This window comes from Mycobacterium sp. UM_WGJ, assembly GCF_000455125.1.
Classification (GTDB): domain Bacteria; phylum Actinomycetota; class Actinomycetes; order Mycobacteriales; family Mycobacteriaceae; genus Mycobacterium.
The window spans coordinates 22,504-39,078 of record NZ_AUWR01000024.1 but is presented as its reverse complement, the minus strand read 5'-3'; the positions used below and the strand labels follow the sequence as shown (position 1 = coordinate 39,078).

Sequence of the window (16,575 nt, the reverse complement as noted above, 5' to 3'; positions counted from 1 at the left end):
GAACAGTGCGAGCGTGGTCGGTCAGAACTTCGAAGACCTGCTCGCCGACGAGCCGATGGCGGGCACCCTGGACGCCGATCCCGCGGCGCCGGCCTTGATCGCATTCACCTCCGGGACCACCCGCGAGCCCAAGGGCGTGATCCACAGTCATCAGACCCTGTGTTGCGAGACCCGCCAGCTGCTCGCCAACTACCCCAAGGACCGCGGCCGGCAGCTGACCGCCACCCCGGTCGGACACTTCATCGGAATGGTGGGAGCGTTTCTCATCCCGGTGTTGGAGGGGGCGCCGATCGATCTCGCCGACGTCTGGGATCCCGCCCAGGTGCTGGCGTTGATGGCCGAACAGGGGGTGTCGATCGGCGGCGGACCGCCGTACTTCGTCACCAGCCTGCTCGACCACCCGGACTTCACCGACACCCACCTGCAGCACATCCGCCACGTCGGCCTGGGCGGGTCGACGGTGCCGGGCGCGGTCACCCGGCGACTTGCCGACTTGGGCATCTTCGTCTTCCGCTCCTACGGCAGCACCGAGCATCCGTCGATCACGGGTTCACGTCCCAGTGCGCCCGAGGGCAAGCGGCTGTTCACCGATGGCGATGCCCGGCCCGGTGTGGAGGTGCGGTTGGCCCCCGACGGCGAAATTCTGAGCCGGGGACCCGACTTGTGCCTGGGCTACACCGATGACGCGTTGACCGCGGCGGCTTTCGACGCCGACGGGTGGTACCACACCGGGGACATCGGGGTGCTCGACGCCGACGGGTATCTGACCATCACCGACCGCAAAGCCGACGTGATCATCCGCGGCGGCGAGAACATCAGCGCGGTGGAGGTCGAGGACGTCCTGCTGACGATGCCTGAGGTGGCCGAGGCGGTGGTGGTCGCGGCGCCGGATTCCCGGTTGGGGGAGCGGGCGGTCGCGGTCCTGCGCCTCAAGCCGGGGTGCGAGCTGCCGGCCATGGCGCAGGTGCGGGAGCACTTCGAACGGATGGGCGTCGCGCGACAGAAGTGGCCCGAGGAATTGCAGGAGGTCGCGGACTTCCCGCGCACGCCCAGCGGCAAGGTGCAGAAATACCTGGTCCGCAAGCAGCTCGCCGAGGGTGTTGCAACGACACCTTCATGAGAATAAGATTCTCATGAACCGAAAAGGAGCATTTCATGGGTCAACTGTCACATCGCGTGGACGTCCCGTTCCCCTTGTTCGATGCGGATAACCACCTGTACGAGCCGCCCGAAGCGCTGACCAAGTACCTGCCCAAGGAGTACAAGGACGTCGTCCAGTACGTCGAGGTCAACGGGCGCACCAAGATCGCCATCCGCGGCCAGATCAGCAACTACATCCCTAACCCCACCTTCTCGGTGGTCGCCAAGCCCGGCGCCTGGGAGGAGTACTTCAAGTACGGCAACCCCGACGGCAAGAGCAAGCGGGAACTGTTCGGCGAGCCGATGAAGTCCATCCCGGCGTTCTTCGAGCCCGCCCCGCGGCTGGAGCTGATGGACGAGCTGGGTATCGACCGTTCGCTGATGTTTCCGACGCTGGCCAGCCTCATCGAGGAACGACTGCGTGACGACCCGGTCACTATCCACGTGATCATCCACGCGCTGAACCAGTGGCTGGACGAAGTCTGGGGCTTCAACTACCAGAACCGCATCTTCACCACGCCGGTCATCACCCTCCCGATCGTCGAGAAGGCCATCGAGGAACTGGAGTGGGTGGTCAAGCGCGGCGCCCGCGCGATTCTGATCCGCCCGGCTCCGGTGCCCGGCTTCCGCGGCCCGCGTTCGTTCGCGCTGCCCGAGTTCGACCCGTTCTGGGAGAAGTGCGTCGAATACGACGTCTTCATCGGAATGCACTCGTCGGACAGCGGCTACTCCCGCTACACCTCCGAGTGGGACGGTGCGGTGGAAGAGATGCTGCCCTTCCAGACCAACGCCATGGGCATCCTCAACGAGTGGCGTCCGATCCAGGATGCGGTGGCATCGTGGGTCATTCACGGCGCGCTGTTCCGTCACCCGAAGCTGAAGGTCGGCATCGTGGAAGCCGGCTCCAAGTGGATGTTCCCGCTGTTGGATTCCATGGCCGAGGTCTACCGGAAGGCGCCCGAGGCGTTCCTCGGAAACCCGATGGAGGAGATCAAGAACCGGATTTACGTCAGCCCGTTCTACGAGGAGGGCATCGACGACCTGATCAACCTGGTCGGTGTGGACCAGGTGCTCTACGGATCGGACTGGCCGCACCCGGAGGGCCTGGCCGAGCCGACCCACTACATCACCGCGCTGTCGCATCTGCCCATCGAGGACCAGGCCAAGATCATGGGCGGCAACCTCGGTCGGCTCGTCACCGTCTAGGGGTGCCACGCTGGGAGACCATCCCCGAGATGGTCCTAAGTGTCGGCGATCGCTTCGGGGATGCCGAGGCGATCGTCGACGGCCCGGTGCGGTTGAGCTTCGCTGAGCTGGCCGATCGGGTCCTTTGCGCGGCAGGAGCATTCGCAGCGGCGGGTGTCGCCAAGGGCGACCGGGTGGCGATCTGGGCGCCGAATTCGGGGGACTGGATCATCGCCGCATTCGGGCTGCTGACCGCCGGCGGTGTCTTGGTTCCGGTCAACACCCGGTTCAAACCCAAGGAGGCCGAGGACATCATCCGCCGCAGCGGCGCCAAGCTCGTTCTGGTGGAGAAGGGCTTTCTCGGACTGGATTTCAGTGCCCCGCCCGGTGTTCCGGTGATCGACCTGGGATCGGATTTCTTGAGCAGCGGTTCGCCGCTGCAACGCAGCGTTGAGGGCGGCGACATCGCCGACATCATCTTCACCTCGGGTACCACCGGCCGGCCCAAAGGGGTGATGATGACCCATCAGCAGAACCTGCGGCTCTATGCCGAATGGTGCGATCTGGCCGACCTGCGCGAGGGCGACCGGTACCTGATGGTCAACCCCTACTTCCACACGTTCGGCTACAAGGCGGGCTGCATCGCCGCGTGCATCCGGGGCGCCACCATGGTGCCGGTGCGGGTCTTCGATGTCGGCACGGTGCTGAAACTGATTGAATCCGAGCGCATCACCATGCTTCCGGGTCCGCCCACGCTCTATCAGTCACTGCTGGACGCGCGCGGGCCTCGCGACCTGTCGACGCTGCGTGCTGCGGTCACCGGCGCTGCGGACATCCCGGTGGACCTGGTCCGCCGGATCCGCAATGAGCTGCCGTTCCGATCCATCATGACCGGCTACGGGCTCACCGAAGCCGGCACTGTGACGGCCTCCCGGCGCGGCGACTCGTTCGAGGACATCGCGACCACGGCCGGACAGGCCTGTGAGGACATCGAGGTATGCATCGCCGCCGACGGCGAAGTCCTGGTGCGTGGCTACAACGTGATGGTCGGCTACCTCGACGACCCGGATGCGACCGCCGAAGCGATCGACGCGCACGGCTGGTTGCACACCGGGGACGTCGGCACGCTCGATGCCGCCGGCCGATTGCGCATCGTTGGCCGCAAGAAAGACATGTTCATCGTCGGCGGCTTCAACGCCTATCCCGCCGAGATCGAGGGCTTCCTGCTGGAGCATCCGGGGGTCTCCCAGGTTGCGGTGATCGGCGTGCCGGATTCGCGAATGGGACAGGTGGGCAAGGCGTTTGTGGTGAGAAGTGCCGCGGACACACCGCTCTCCGAGACGGAATTGATCGCCTGGAGCCGCGACCGAATGGCCGGGTTCAAGGTACCGCGCTCGGTGTGTTTCGTCGACACGCTGCCGCTGAATGCGACGGGCAAGGTGGACAAAGTGCGGCTGGCGGCGAAGGCCCTCGAGGCCGGGCCCTGAGGCGCCGTGTACGTCTGCCTGTGCGCCGGGGTGACCAGTCAGCAGGTCATCGACGCGGCGCGAGCCGGCGCCACGACCACTAAGCAGGTCGGCGAGCGTACCGGGGCCGGGACGGTGTGTGGACGCTGCCGAAATAACATCCGGGCGCTGATCGCGACGACTCTGCGGGAATCCACAACGCTGACTTGAGTCATCTAGTACGCGCCGGTGCAGTGAGGCGCTACTGTCGTGGCTGTGGCGGACAAGCCGGAGAAGATGACGGCGCGCGACGCCCGGCGGCTGCAGACGCGTGAGCGGCTGCTGGGTGCGGCGACCGCCGAGTTCAAGCGGACGGGGATGGCTCAAGCCGACGTCGGCGCCATCGTTGCCGCCGCCGGCGTCGCGCACGGCACATTCTTCTTTCACTTCCCCACCAAGGAGCACGTGCTGCTGGAGTTGGAACGCCGGGAGGAAGAACGAATCACCAAGCAGTTCGAGAAGTTCCTCGGCGGACACCAAGCGCTTTCGGACATCTTGGGCGAGTCCGCGCGCCTGATCATCGATCTGGAGCGACGCCTGGGCGATCCGCTGTTCACCGAATTCTTGGCGCTGCACTTCTCGCCGACCCGACCGCCTGCCGAAAATGGCGAGCATCACCCGCTGATCGAGTTGATCGCCGAGCGTATCGAGGCGGCGCGGGAGTGCGGCGAGATCGACGACGACGTCGTCGCGATGAACAGCGCGGTGTTCTTCCTGCTCGGCCTCTACGCCCTGCTCATCACGACCCATGACTGGCCATCTCGTCCGGAATTGGTCGCGGACTACGTGACCAGGACCTTGCGCGGCCTGGGCGCCACGCGCTGACCCCCTCAAAAATCATTGACTTGAGTCAGTGAGTTCCTTACTGTCGTAGGCGTTGCTTGAACGGCGAGGGGGGCGGTCATTGCCTACTGCACCGCAGCAATTGCGTGACGGCCTCGGGTTCGATGAGCACCTGGAGCTCTCGCGGGCCGCCCAGCGTCGAGCTGACCGCTGGATGATCTGTGGCGGCATGCTCATCGGTACGGCGGCGGCCGGTGTCTTCGGCCTCCCGCTGTTTCTGCGCGGAATCTGGTTGCAGCGCAAGGCTCAACACGACGGACTGGCCGTTCGGCCCATGCTCGTGACGCTGCTGGGCTATCTGGTCATCATCGACGCCGCGATCAATGCGGTGGGATGGGCGCTGGACATGGTGGCCAACCACACGCTGCTGGCCCGTGTCCTGCTCAACGGCTGGGGCGCGATGTTCGACGCCGGCTACTTCTGGCATTACAACGAGCTGTGGATCGGCGGGGCCGCCGGCCCGGGCGAGAAAGGCTGGGAGATCGGGCTGATCTTCACCGTCTTCACCATGCGAATCGCCGCCGCGATCGGATTTCTGCAGATGAAGCGGTGGGGTCATCAGTGGATGGTGGTGACCTGCTGGATGGGCGTGCTCATCTGGATCGGTTACGTGTTCAACATGACCATGTACGCCGATGTGCGCTACGCCGGTGTGGTGTTCCCGGTGATCGGCTGGTGGCTCTACGACATCTTCTACATCACACCGTTTTTGGCGATCCCGTATCTGCACACCGTCAACCGGGAGATCTTCTCCGACTGATCAACGATAGGAAATTCTGATGGCCTGGCTCTGGGAGATTCTGCGCTACGTCGCCGCGTGGGGCGGGACGTGTTTGATCATCGCATTCTGGTACTGGATGTTCTCCAGCATCGGAACCTTCTGACCGAGCCGGGCGTGGACCCCCTGGCGCTGGAGACCAGCTGCGCGCTCACGGCAGTCGCCTTGAGCGACCGACGCCGCGACGGCGCACGGTTGATGACCGGCGCCGAAAGAAGTTTCAGCCTGAGTGCGAATCTTTCCACCGTCTACGTGCCCCATCCCCCTCATTCCTCAGGGCAGGGCTGGACCAGACGAACGCTGACCTGCGGAGTGGCGCTGCAATGCGCACCCTCCAAGGAGCGGCTCGCACAGTACCGTTTGGCCGACCTCTCATCGCGGGAGCTTTCGGCCCTGACGTTCGTCGAGGCGCAGGTGGCCCTCGGTTGGGTCGTCGGGCGCTGGCCCGGCCTGGTGGCCGAGCTGCGGCGGGTGCTGCCAGATCTCGATCCCGCCGATCCCGAGACGCCGGCCGTCGAGATGTTCGATCGGGCGAGCGCCTTGGCACGCTCCCGGCAGCCATTGCCCGGGCATCCGCTCACCGGGACACTGCCGGTGGGCTGGACCGAGCCGGGACGGTTGGCCTCCTCGGTTCGCCGGCTCGGCCGCATGCCTTGGTCCAGCAACCAAAAGCGGCGCCCACGCCCATATTCGGTACCGGTGGGTGGGGACGGGGGAGTTCGCAACACCACCATGCCGCCGCCGAGCCGGCCCGAAGACGACGATCGCTTTCTCGGTCGCGACCGGCGACCAGGCGTCCCGTACCCGGAGTGGAGTATGCACACCGGCACCCTGTTGCCAGACCACGTCGCGGTGGTGGAACGCGACCGGCGCTCATCGTCAGGCGAGCCGTCCCCGGTGGCGGTCGATCTGCGGAAGTGGTTTCAACAACACACCGTCCGTGCCATGACCAACCGGCTCGCCGACGGATCCGATCTCGACGTCGACGCCTACGTCAACCACCGCCTCGACGTGCTGGCCGGGGCGGCGGGCGAGCCGCGGATCTTCCGGGAGCTGCTGCCGGCAGGCCGGGACGTGACCACCGCGGTGCTGCTCGATGCGAGTTCCTCGCTGGGAGTGCACGGTGGCCGACTGTTCGGACTGGAGCTGGCCTGCGCGGACGCGCTCTCGGCGGCGATGACGAGCACGCGTCAGCGCCACGGCATCTTCGCGTTCACCGGTAACACCCGCCACCACGTGGAAGTGCACTGCCTCAAGGACTTCGACGACCGCAAGTTCGTGGCCCCGAGCGGTTCGGGACTGCTGACCGGCGGCTACACCCGGCTGGGCGCCCCGCTGCGCCATCTGACCAACCGGCTGCTGGCGCAGCCGTCCGAACGGCGGCTACTCCTCATGATCGGCGACGGGCTGATGTCCGACGAGGGCTACGAAGGCCGATATGCCTGGGCCGATGTCGCACACGCCGTCGAGGAAGCCGACCAAGCCGGTGTATGCGTGTACTACCTCGGCGTCGGGCCCGTGCGGGTCGATCCACTCCCGGAGGTTTTCGGACCGCGCCGCTCCCAACGGATTCGGCGGGTCGCGGAGCTACCGCGCGTACTGGCCCACGTACACCGCGAACTGACCGCAGCATGACCGACCAGGTGCGAGGAGCCCGATGAGCAGCGATGTCTACTTCGCCAACGGCAACGAAGTGCAGTTGTTCGAGAAGGCGTACCGGCGCCGCATACCGGTGATGCTCACCGGCCCGACCGGCTGCGGTAAGACCCGGCTCGTCGAGCATATGGGCTCGCTGCTGGGCCGGCCGGTGATCACCATCAGTTGCCATGACGACCTGACCAGTTCGGACCTGGTGGGTCGCTTCCTGGTGGCCGGCGGCGACGTGGTGTGGACCGACGGGCCGCTGACCAAAGCGGTAAGGTCCGGGGCGATCTGCTACCTCGACGAAGTTGTGGAGGCGCGGCATGACTCGCTGGCGGTGCTGCACTCGCTGACCGATCACCGTCGCACCCTGTACCTCGACCGTGCGGGGGAAAACATCACGGCCCCAGACACCTTCATGCTGGTGTGCTCCTACAATCCGGCCTACCGCAGCTCACTCAAGGAGCTGAAGCCGTCCTTCCGGCAACGGTTCGCCACGCTACCCATGCACTACCTGGCGCCCGATCTCGAAGCGCAGGTGATCGTCGCCGAAACCGGTATCGAACCGCAGATCGCTGATCGCCTGGTGCAGTGCGCCACCGCCCTGCGCACCGCAGACCAGGCGCTGCACTTCGAACCGCCGTCGACCCGCACCCTGGTCAACGCCGCGCAACTGGTGGCCGCCGGCGCGAGCGAGCCCGAGGCCGCCGAAGCGTGCATCCTGGCCCCGCTGACCACCGACGGCGGAATTCACGACGGCTTGCGTGAAGTGGCCGCCAGCGTGCTCACCACTCAGACCGAGCGCCCCTAAGAAAGGAAGTCGCGAAGTGGACCAGCAAGAACGCAATCGCAAGCGAGCGCTGATCGTCTTTCAGATCTTCATCTACGGCTATTTGGCGATCATGTTCGGCATCCAGCTGTATATGTCGTTCGCCCGAGGCTGGTGGCAGTTATGAGCCCGACGCCGCCCGGTTCGACGACGGATTTCGCCGGGATCGAGGAGCACGAGACCCAATCTCGTGCCGCCCAGCGGCGGGCGGACCGCTGGATGATCGCAGGCGCGGCGCTGATGGGAATGTGGGTGCCGGGCATCATCGGGCTGCCGATCTTCTTGCGCGGTGCCCTGCTGCAACGACAAGCACTGCACGCCGGTCTGGCCGTGCGGCCGATGATAGTCACCCTGATCGGATACCTGGTGTTGATCGACGGGGCGCTGAACAGCCTCGGGTGGGCGCTGGATCTCGTCGCCAACCACACCCTGATCAACCGGGTACTGATGGTCGGTTGGGGCGGCATGTTCGATGCCGGCTACTTCTGGCACTACAACGAGCTGTGGATCGGCGGCTCCGCCGGCCCGGGTGAGAAATCCATGGTGTTCGGCATGATCCTGACGGTATTCGCGATGCGCTGCGCCGCCGCGATCGGGTTTTTGCAGATGAAGCGCTGGGGCCATCAGTGGATGGTGGTGACCTGCTGGATGGGCGTGCTCATCTGGATTCTCTACGTGTTCAACATGACCATGTATGCCGATGTGCGTTACGCGGGAGTGGTGTTCCCGGTGATCGGCTGGTGGCTCTACGACATCTTCTACATCACACCGTTTTTGGCGATCCCGTACCTGCACACCGTGAACCGGGAGATCTTTTCCGACTGACAAAGGAGTCCCACGATGGAAACCTCTGCCCCCGAAGCGCTACCGCCGGGCACCACCCCGTACTACGCGCGGATGCACAAGTGGATCAAGCGCGCCACCTTGGTGTGTCTGGTGGCGCTGGTCATCGAGGGCGCGTTCACCTTGCCCTTCATGGCGGTGTACTACGGCTACCCCACGTTGAGCCTGACCCAGATCTGCAGCGAGCTGCTGAAGACCCGGTTCTCCGACGACACGCTGGAGTGCAAGTATCCCTACCCGCCACTCGGCCCGCCGGAGGGAGCGGCCGGAAAGGCCAGTGCGCAGGACGAGTGGGGCATTCAACCCGTGCCCAAGTACCACCGGCTCGGCTTCCGCGAGCTGGTGCGCCTGCACCATGAGCGGATTGCGCAGGCGCACTGACGCATATCTAGCGCCGGCCGGGTCCTGCCGGGCCGGGGCCGACCGGGCCGGGCCCAACCGGTCCCGGGCCAGCCGGGCCGACGCCGGCGGGGCCGACAACGCCGCCGGGCCCGACGGGACCCCCGACACCGACGCCGGCCGGTCCGACAGGTCCGATGAACGGGTGTGGGTTTACGCCGCCGGGCTCGCACTGATCTGTCTCGGTGTTGAAGTACATGCCGTAGCCGCAGCCGTCTAGCGGGTCAGCTCGGCTGCCGGCCGGTAAGGCGAGTCCGATCAGCGCCAGGGACGTCACAGCAAGCGCGACTAGGGGCGTGGTGGCGCGATCCCGCAGTGGGCTCATGGCCGTCCTCATTTCTGTTGTCGTCGTCGCCGCGCTGCTGACGGTGTCAGGCGCTCAACCATAGCCGGGTGAAATCGGATCCAGTGTTGATCGCCAGAATATGGTCTCGCTCAGTACTGTGTGCAGCCCTGGTCCACCGGAATCGCGGCGGCGGTGACCAGGTGCGAGTCGGTACTGGCCAGCCAGCACACGGTGCCGGCGATGTCTTCCGGTTCGGCCACCCAGGTGGGCAGGAAGGGCGTGAGCATCTGCGACAGCTGAGGATTGGTCTCCATCGCCTGACCCAGCGCGCTGACCATGTCGCCGGTGCCCATATCGGTGTTGACCGGGCCGGGGTGCACGCTGTTGACGCGAATCGCGTGCTTGCCCAACTCGGCGGCAAAGGCTCGGGCCATTCCGGTGACGGCGTGCTTGCTGGCCGTGTAGTGCACCATGAACGGCTGCATCTTGATGCCGGCGGCCGAACTGATCAAGATGATCGAGCCGCCGCGCTTCCCGGCGATGATGTGCGGGGCACCGGCCATCACGGTATTCCAGGTGCCGGTCACATTGATGTCCATGACGTCGCGAAAGTTCTCCGGGGAGATCGCATCCCAGGCCTGTGGGGCAGCAACGCCGGCGTTGGCGACGATGATGTCGAGGCGTCCGAGTTGGGCCACCCCATCAGCGACTGCCTCACGCAGGCCGTCGTAGTCACGGGTGTCGACTATCGAGGACACCATGCGCTGCCCGGTGGCCTGTACCAGTCGGACGGTTTCGGCCAGATCCTCCGGGCTTGCCGGGTTGTAGGGTACGCAGTCGGGCAGCTTCCCGGCCACGTCCACCGCGATGATGTCGGCACCCTCGCCGGCCATCCGTACCGCATGGGCGCGTCCCTGTCCCCGTGCCGCACCGGTGACGAATGCCACCTTGTCGGCCAATCGGCCCGTCATATCCGTTCCCTCCGTAGTAGGTTCACGCCGGGTCGGCGTGGACTGGGCTTGCCAGCATGTCTCGCACTCGTCGTTTGTCTGCTTTGCCGGTCGGCCCATGCGGGATGGCATCGGCTGCGGGCACCACCAGCCACACCGTCGGTACCTTGAACGAGCTCACCAGATCACGACACCGGTCGCGCAGTCCTTCGACGGTCAGCCCATCGCCGGCGACCATCGCTCCCACGCGGTTCCGTTCACCGTCGGGCACGCTGGTGACGACCGCGGTCGCGACGCCGGAGATGCTGCGCAGCGCCTTCTCGACTTCGCTCGGATAGACCGTGGCGCCGCTGACTTTGAACATGTCGTCGGATCTGCCGTGGTAGAACAGGAACCCGTCGGGATCGAGGCGGCCCAGGTCGCCAGTCGGGTAGAAGCCGTCGACGGTAAAGACCTCTTCTCGAGAGCGCCCCCAGATGCCCCGCAACGTGTGCGGCCCGCGCAGCTGGATCATCCCGACCCGATCGGCGGGTACCGGAACGCCGGTGTCGGCGTCGACGACCCGAACCTCCATGCCCGCGAAGGGTTTACCGCAGCTGCCCCACGCTGAACGCGGCAGGTCGGTGTCGGCGGGATAACCGCAATACGGGCCGAACGTCTCGGTCATTCCGAACAGATTGGCCCGCGCGCCGGGCTCGGCGCGCAATGCCGGCGGCAGCAATGCCTCCAGGCTGCCGGGCCGCAAGGCCGACAGGTCGGCATCAGTGGCGTGCTGTGCCAGTGCCGCGGCCTGGTCCGGCCATCCCCGAAACAGGGTGACCCGCTGGGATTCCAGCAGGCCCAAGGTGGTCTCGGGTTTCGGGATCTCCTCGGTGATCAGGGCCGCTCCGGCCAAAAGTGCCGAGAGCACCCCGCCGCCGAAGCCACCGACCCAGAAGAACGGCATCGGCAGATACAAGCGGGTGTCCGGTCCGATGCAGCGGGCCGCCAGCCCGGATCCGACTGCGCCCAAGGCGCTGCCGTGCGAATGCAGCACCCCCTTGGGCGGCCCGCTGCTGCCGGAGGTGAAGATGATCGTCATCGGGTCGGCGGGAACCACGGTCGCAGCCAAGGCGTCGACGATCTTGCGGGGTCCCGGCCCGGCGGTGGCTGATGCCAGAGCCTGCGTGGACCAGACATGCTGCAGCGCAGGAAGATCCTCTGTGGGGAGCGATTCCGCGGGTACATGGTCCAGGTAGCGGCGGTCCCGGAACTCTTCGACGCTGATCAGGATCTGCACGGCCGCGATCCGCAACTGAGCCCGCAGTTCCGGTGGGGTCAACAGTGTGCTCAGCGGCACCAGCACCGCCCCGATCCGGGTGACCGCGACCGCGATGCGAACCCAGTCGACCCGGTTGGGCATGATCAGTCCCACCCGAGTACCTTTGCCGACCCCGGCCTGCACGAGGACCGCCGCCAGCTCCCGCGACGACGTGTCGAGGTCGCCGTAGCTGAGCCGGCCGATCGGATCGATCACCATCGGTGTGCTCGGGTTGGCGGCTGCCCGCGACCGCACCACGGCGTCGACGGTGAGTGCCCGCGGCGTGGACTCAGGCATCGAACACCTCGGCCAACCGGCGCAGATCGACCTTTCCGCTGGACAGCAGGGGGATCTGTTCGGCGCCGACGGTGGTCATTCTGCGCGGCACCTTGTAGCTCGAAAGTTGTTCAGAGAGAAGCCGGCGCAACGCGTCGAGGTCGGCATCGTCGGTGCCGCGCACGATCACCGCGGCCACCACCTGCCGCGTTCGGGATCGGGGACGCCGACCACATATGCGACCGATCCGCCGGTGACCCTGGCAATGGCCTGTTCCACTTCCGCGGGCGAGACGTTGACCCCGGCGGTCTTGATCAACCTGTCCCGCCTGCCCAGGAAGTAGTAGAAGCCATCGGTGTCGGTGCGGACCATATCTCCGGTGTGGAACCAGCCGTCGGCGTCGAAGCATTCCTCGCGGCTGCGCTTGTGGTAGCGCTGCATCAGGTAGCGGCCGCGGACCCACAGTTCTCCGTCCTCGACACGGCACTCGAACCCCGGCGCGGGCTTTCCAAAGCTGCCGCGGCGGTGTTCGGGTTGATCGGTGGTATCGGCACTGAGCAGCACGGGTCCGCCGGTCTCAGTCATCCCGAGCATGCTGTGTCGCAGCTCGGGGTCGGCGGGGCGGGCGTCCGGCGCCATGATCGGGTACAGGTTGCCGCGGCGCAGTGTGGACAGGTCGCGGCGGCCAAGGCTGGGGTGGTGGCTCAGGGCCGCGATTCCGGTGATGAACCCATTGGCCATTGTGGGCTTTTCGGCCTCCAGGAGATCCAGTGTGTCCGCCGGGTCGGTGGCGTTGGAGCACAGCAGTGTCGATCCGGCCAGCACGCTGGACAGCAGTGAGAAGGCCAGGCCGCCGATCCAGAAGAAGGGCGAGTTGCTGAACAGAATGTCGCTCGCCGTCAGTCCACGCAGCGCATTCAGGTCGCGTTGTTGGCCGAGCAGCCCTGCGTGGGTGTGTATCACGCCCTTGGGTGCGCCGGTGGAGCCCGAGGTGTAGACGATGCACAGCGGATCGCCGGGGTCGACCTCGTCCTCCAGGGCTGCGAGCTGGCCGAGTCCGGCGCCGCTGTGCCCCGGGGTCGCGGTGCCGAACACCACCCGGCGCAGCTGAGGTGCGTGCACGCTGAACAGCGGTGCGGTGCTGTGCAGGTCGACGTCGGCCAGCGCTTCGGTCAGCCGCTGCCGGTAGTCGTGTGATCGATAGTTGTCGGCGGTGAGAAGGATGCGTACGTCGCTGTGTGCCAGTTGATGACGCAACTCCGGAACCGTTGCGAAGGTGGTGAACGGAACCACCACCGCGCCGATGCGTGCCGCGGCGAGCATGCCCACCACGAAGGCAGCGCCGTTGGGGTACAGCAATCCGACATGAGTGCCTCGACCCGCCCCGAGTTCGATCAACTCAAGGGCCAGCTGCGCCGAGCGCCGCTCGGCTTCGGCGTAGCTGATCCGCTCGCTGTCGCAGATCAGCAGGGGGTGGGCACCGCGGGTCCGCGTTTGGGTGCGCAGGATCTGCGGCAGGGTTTCAGCGAGCATGGTTGCTCGCCAGGCCGATCAGGTCCCGAACCGCACCCAGGTCGGCTTTGCCCGACGGTGTGCGCGGGATGACGTCGACGATCGCGATCTCGGTGGGAATTTCATATCCGGCCAGCCGGCCGCGCAGAAATTCGGTCAGCGTCGCGGCGTCGGTGACGGCACCTGAGCGCAGCTCGACCGCCGCCACCGGCGTCTGTCCGAGACGCTCGTCGGCGCGGCCCACGACGGCGGCGCCTTGGACCGCCGGGTGGGCCTCCAGCGCTACCCGCACATCGTCGGGCAACACCTTGAATCCGCCACGGATGATGGCCTGATCCGCCCGGCCCAGGATCCACAGGAAGCCGTCGGCATCGATACGAGCCAAGTCGGTGGTGCGCATCCAATCCGCGGTGGGCCCCAGCTGGCCAGGCTTGACCTCGAGCAACCCGGGCTGATCGGCGCCGAGTTCGGCGCCGGTGTCGTCGACCACGCGCAGTTGCGCGCCGAGGCTGGCGCGCCCGACGCTGCCGCGTTTGTCCTGCCAGAACTTCTGGTAGTCGGCCAGCGTCCAGCCGGCCACGCCGCCACCGAATTCCGTTGCCGCATAGGAGGTGAGCACCGGAATGCCGAACTTGGCGGTGAACGCGTCGGCGTCATCGGCGGACAGCGGGGCCGTGCCCGAGGTGACCGCGCGGATGCCGGCCAGATCCTCGCGGCTCAGGTCCGAATGCAGCACCGCGCGCAACGCGGCCGGCACCAGCGAGACCGCGCTCGGCCGGCAGGTGCGTACCGCCTCGGTCCAGCGTCGCAACTCGAATCGCTCCAGCAGGACGAAGGATCGTGCGTCGGCGAGGCACTGGAGCACCCGGTACACGCCCCCGATGTGCACCAGCGGTGAGTTGACGATCGCGATGCCGCGGCGCACCTGTGTTGGGGTGGAGGCATGCTCGGGGTCGGGGCCGATCACGCTGTGCGCCAGCATGTCGTAACGCAGGTCGACACGCTTGGGTGGTCCGGTCGTTCCGCTGGTCAACATCCACACCGCCACGCCGGGGCGTCCGGGATCGGAGGGGGGCTCGTCCGCCACGGTGACCTGCGGGGCCTCGGCGAGATCGGAGACCGTCACCAGCGTGGTGCGCGGTGTCGCGGTGACCAGGGCGGCCAGATCATCGGCCTGCCCGATGATCACCGGCAGTTCCAGCGCATCGATTTCGCTGCGGGTGCGGTCGTCGCCGCGGGACGGATTGATCACCACCACGCAGCCCCCGGCCAGCAACACCCCGAGCAGTGCGGCTACCTGTGGGGGCCGGTTGCGCAGCAGGATCCCGACTCGTGCACCGGCCGGCGTCAGTTCCGCGATGCGCTGCGTCAGGGCTCCGAGTTGCGACCAGGAATACCAGCGGCCGTCGTACTGCAATGCCGGTTCCTCGGGTGCCAGATCGAGCACCGCGGCGATGCGCCGGCTCAATGGATGTGCCATCAGCGGATCCGCGGCGGGGCGGCGGGGTGCGGCGGTAGCGCCTCGAGTTCGGCCTGGCCCAGCGGGTTGCCCAGCCTGGTGTAGATCAGGCCCTGATCCAGGGCGGCGCGGTACGGCTTGTCCAGGGATTCCCAGATGGCCTTCACCGTGCCCTGGGTGGCCGACGGCGGCTTGGCCGCAATCGTGGCGGCAATCTCGTGTGCTCGATCCCAAAGCTGTTCTCGAGTCACGACTTCCGTCACCATGCCGATGCGCAACGCGGTGTCGGCGCTGACCCGCTCATCGTTGCCCATCAGCGCGATCCGCAGGGTTTCGCCCAGCCCGATTCGGCGCATCAGCCCGATCGGCTCCAGCGCGCAGACGAGTCCGGCGGAGACGTGGGAGTCGAAGAAGGTGGCCTCGTCCGAGCAGATCACCACGTCGGCCTCGTTGAGGAAGTAGAACGCGCCCGCCGTACACATGCCCTGGACGGCGCAGATGACCGGTTTGAACATCTTCTGCCACTTGGGGCTCAGCAACTCGCCGGGATCTTCGTGGTTCCAGACGTTGTCGGGCTGGCCGTAGGAGGACTTGATGTCCAGGCCGGCGCTGAATGCTCGGTCACCCGTGGCACGCAGCACGACGGCGTTGACCTCGGTATCGAATTTGACGATCCGCCATGCCGCTGCCACCTCCTGGCACATGGTGCGGTCGAACGCGTTGAGCCGGTCCGGCCGGTTCAACGTGATGGTGGCGACGCGTGCGGCGCGATCGAAGTCGAGCAGGATGGTGGTGAACTCAGTGCTCATCGGCACTGCCAATCCGGTGTGCGCTTCTCGACGAAGGCTCGGGGTCCCTCCAGGGAGTCCTCGGTGTGCAGGTTGCGTTCCCGGAATGACTCGGCGAGCATCTCCGCCTCGTGCAGCGGCAGGTCCAAGCCCTTGAGGATCGCCAGCCGAGTTCCGCGTACCGCCAGCGGTGCGTTGGAGTTCAGCACATCGGCGATCTCGTGTGCGCGGGTCAGCAATCGGTCGTGCTCCACCACTTCGCTGATCATGCCGAGGTCGTAGGCGCGTTGCGCGTCCATGCGCTCATGCTTGCCCATCATGGCCATCCGCAGCGCGATGGAGCGGGGCAGTACTCGGGCCAACCGCACCACTTCGCGCCCGGCGACCAGGCCGATCGAGACATGCGGGTCGAAGAACGTCGCGCGGTCCGAGGCGATCACGATGTCACAGGTGGTCACCCAGTCCAGCCCTGCGCCGCAACAGATCCCATTGATGGCCGCCAGCACCGGTTTGGCCATCGTCCGGAACGGGGGAGTGCCCTCTTGCGGCGCCTCCCATTGGTCGTAGGTGGAAAGATACGGCCGTTCATTGATCACCTTGCCGTCGCCGGGGATCTCCTTCACGTCGGCGCCGGTGCAGAACGCCCGCCCGTTGCCGGTGACGATGACCACCCACACCGCGTCGTCGCTCTCGGCCTGCGCATAGGCGGTCCGCAGTTCGGTGACCATGTGCGGGCTGAGCGCATTGAGCGCCTCAGGACGGTTCAGCGTGATGGTGGCGGTGTGCCCGCGTACGTCGTAGTCGATGGTGTCGAATGTCGGCATTGCCGTCTCTTTCCTTC

The 16,575-nt window shown here is 66.5% G+C and carries 17 protein-coding genes and 1 pseudogene; 12 read left to right on the top strand and 6 right to left on the bottom strand.

Annotation, left to right across the window (positions count from 1 at the left end; all coding sequences use genetic code 11):
- The 12 genes from N416_RS0109470 to N416_RS0109415 all read left to right on the top strand — a co-directional run.
- A partial coding sequence (locus tag N416_RS0109470) for an AMP-binding protein (protein WP_024441867.1) occupies positions 1 to 1,120 on the top strand: 1,120 nt, incomplete at its 5' end.
- A gap of 35 nt (positions 1,121 to 1,155) precedes the next feature.
- Complete coding sequence (locus N416_RS0109465; RefSeq protein ID WP_024441866.1) at positions 1,156 to 2,346, top strand: amidohydrolase family protein; 1,191 nt, start codon at positions 1,156 to 1,158, stop codon at positions 2,344 to 2,346.
- Positions 2,347 to 2,348: 2 nt separating this feature from the next.
- Positions 2,349 to 3,812, top strand: a complete 1,464-nt coding sequence (locus N416_RS0109460; RefSeq protein WP_024441865.1) for a FadD3 family acyl-CoA ligase — start codon at positions 2,349 to 2,351, stop codon at positions 3,810 to 3,812.
- 6 nt (positions 3,813 to 3,818) lie between these two features.
- Positions 3,819 to 4,001, top strand: a complete 183-nt coding sequence (locus N416_RS22535; protein ID WP_081654518.1) for a bacterioferritin-associated ferredoxin — start codon at positions 3,819 to 3,821, stop codon at positions 3,999 to 4,001.
- Between the two features lie 39 nt (positions 4,002 to 4,040).
- Entirely contained in the window at positions 4,041 to 4,655 is a 615-nt protein-coding gene (locus tag N416_RS0109455) for a TetR/AcrR family transcriptional regulator (RefSeq protein ID WP_024441864.1), read from the top strand.
- 172 nt (positions 4,656 to 4,827) lie between these two features.
- Entirely contained in the window at positions 4,828 to 5,433 is a 606-nt protein-coding gene (locus N416_RS0109450; protein WP_369797590.1) for a hypothetical protein, read from the top strand.
- A 135-nt stretch (positions 5,434 to 5,568) separates the two neighbouring features.
- Positions 5,569 to 7,086, top strand: coding sequence for a nitric oxide reductase activation protein NorD (locus N416_RS0109440; RefSeq protein WP_231384097.1), 1,518 nt, complete (start codon positions 5,569 to 5,571; stop codon positions 7,084 to 7,086).
- A gap of 22 nt (positions 7,087 to 7,108) precedes the next feature.
- On the top strand, positions 7,109 to 7,903 hold the full coding sequence (locus tag N416_RS0109435) for a CbbQ/NirQ/NorQ/GpvN family protein (protein WP_024441861.1): 795 nt from the start codon (positions 7,109 to 7,111) through the stop codon (positions 7,901 to 7,903).
- Positions 7,904 to 7,919: 16 nt separating this feature from the next.
- Positions 7,920 to 8,048 carry a hypothetical protein gene (locus N416_RS24125; protein WP_024441860.1) on the top strand — a complete coding sequence of 43 codons (129 nt, stop codon included), beginning with the start codon at positions 7,920 to 7,922 and terminating at the stop codon, positions 8,046 to 8,048.
- Entirely contained in the window at positions 8,045 to 8,746 is a 702-nt protein-coding gene (locus N416_RS0109425) for a hypothetical protein (protein WP_024441859.1), read from the top strand. The genes N416_RS24125 and N416_RS0109425 overlap by 4 nt, the downstream gene beginning before the upstream one ends.
- Before the next feature lie 15 nt (positions 8,747 to 8,761).
- Positions 8,762 to 9,145 carry a hypothetical protein gene (locus N416_RS0109420; RefSeq protein ID WP_024441858.1) on the top strand — a complete coding sequence of 128 codons (384 nt, stop codon included), beginning with the start codon at positions 8,762 to 8,764 and terminating at the stop codon, positions 9,143 to 9,145.
- Positions 9,129 to 9,383: a hypothetical protein gene (locus N416_RS0109415; RefSeq protein ID WP_152664747.1), complete on the top strand. Its 255-nt coding sequence runs from the start codon at positions 9,129 to 9,131 to the stop codon at positions 9,381 to 9,383. The genes N416_RS0109420 and N416_RS0109415 overlap by 17 nt, the downstream gene beginning before the upstream one ends.
- A gap of 215 nt (positions 9,384 to 9,598) precedes the next feature.
- Here N416_RS0109415 and N416_RS0109410 read toward each other — a convergent pair whose 3' ends face one another.
- The 6 genes and pseudogenes from N416_RS0109410 to N416_RS0109385 all read right to left on the bottom strand — a co-directional run bounded on the left by N416_RS0109410 (position 9,599) and on the right by N416_RS0109385 (position 16,558).
- Complete coding sequence (locus N416_RS0109410) at positions 9,599 to 10,420, bottom strand: mycofactocin-coupled SDR family oxidoreductase (RefSeq protein ID WP_024441856.1); 822 nt, start codon at positions 10,418 to 10,420, stop codon at positions 9,599 to 9,601.
- A gap of 22 nt (positions 10,421 to 10,442) precedes the next feature.
- Positions 10,443 to 11,996, bottom strand: a complete 1,554-nt coding sequence (locus tag N416_RS0109405; protein ID WP_024441855.1) for a class I adenylate-forming enzyme family protein — start codon at positions 11,994 to 11,996, stop codon at positions 10,443 to 10,445.
- A pseudogene (locus N416_RS21480) lies at positions 11,989 to 13,508 on the bottom strand (class I adenylate-forming enzyme family protein). Before N416_RS21480 ends, N416_RS0109405 begins: the two are co-directional and overlap by 8 nt.
- On the bottom strand, positions 13,498 to 14,967 hold the full coding sequence (locus N416_RS0109395; protein ID WP_024441854.1) for a class I adenylate-forming enzyme family protein: 1,470 nt from the start codon (positions 14,965 to 14,967) through the stop codon (positions 13,498 to 13,500). The pseudogene N416_RS21480 and the gene N416_RS0109395 overlap by 11 nt, the downstream one beginning before the upstream one ends.
- Positions 14,967 to 15,761, bottom strand: a complete 795-nt coding sequence (locus N416_RS0109390; RefSeq protein ID WP_024441853.1) for an enoyl-CoA hydratase/isomerase family protein — start codon at positions 15,759 to 15,761, stop codon at positions 14,967 to 14,969. The genes N416_RS0109395 and N416_RS0109390 overlap by 1 nt, the downstream gene beginning before the upstream one ends.
- On the bottom strand, positions 15,752 to 16,558 hold the full coding sequence (locus N416_RS0109385) for an enoyl-CoA hydratase/isomerase family protein (RefSeq protein ID WP_024441852.1): 807 nt from the start codon (positions 16,556 to 16,558) through the stop codon (positions 15,752 to 15,754). The genes N416_RS0109390 and N416_RS0109385 overlap by 10 nt, the downstream gene beginning before the upstream one ends.
- Between the last annotated feature and the right edge of the window lie 17 nt (positions 16,559 to 16,575).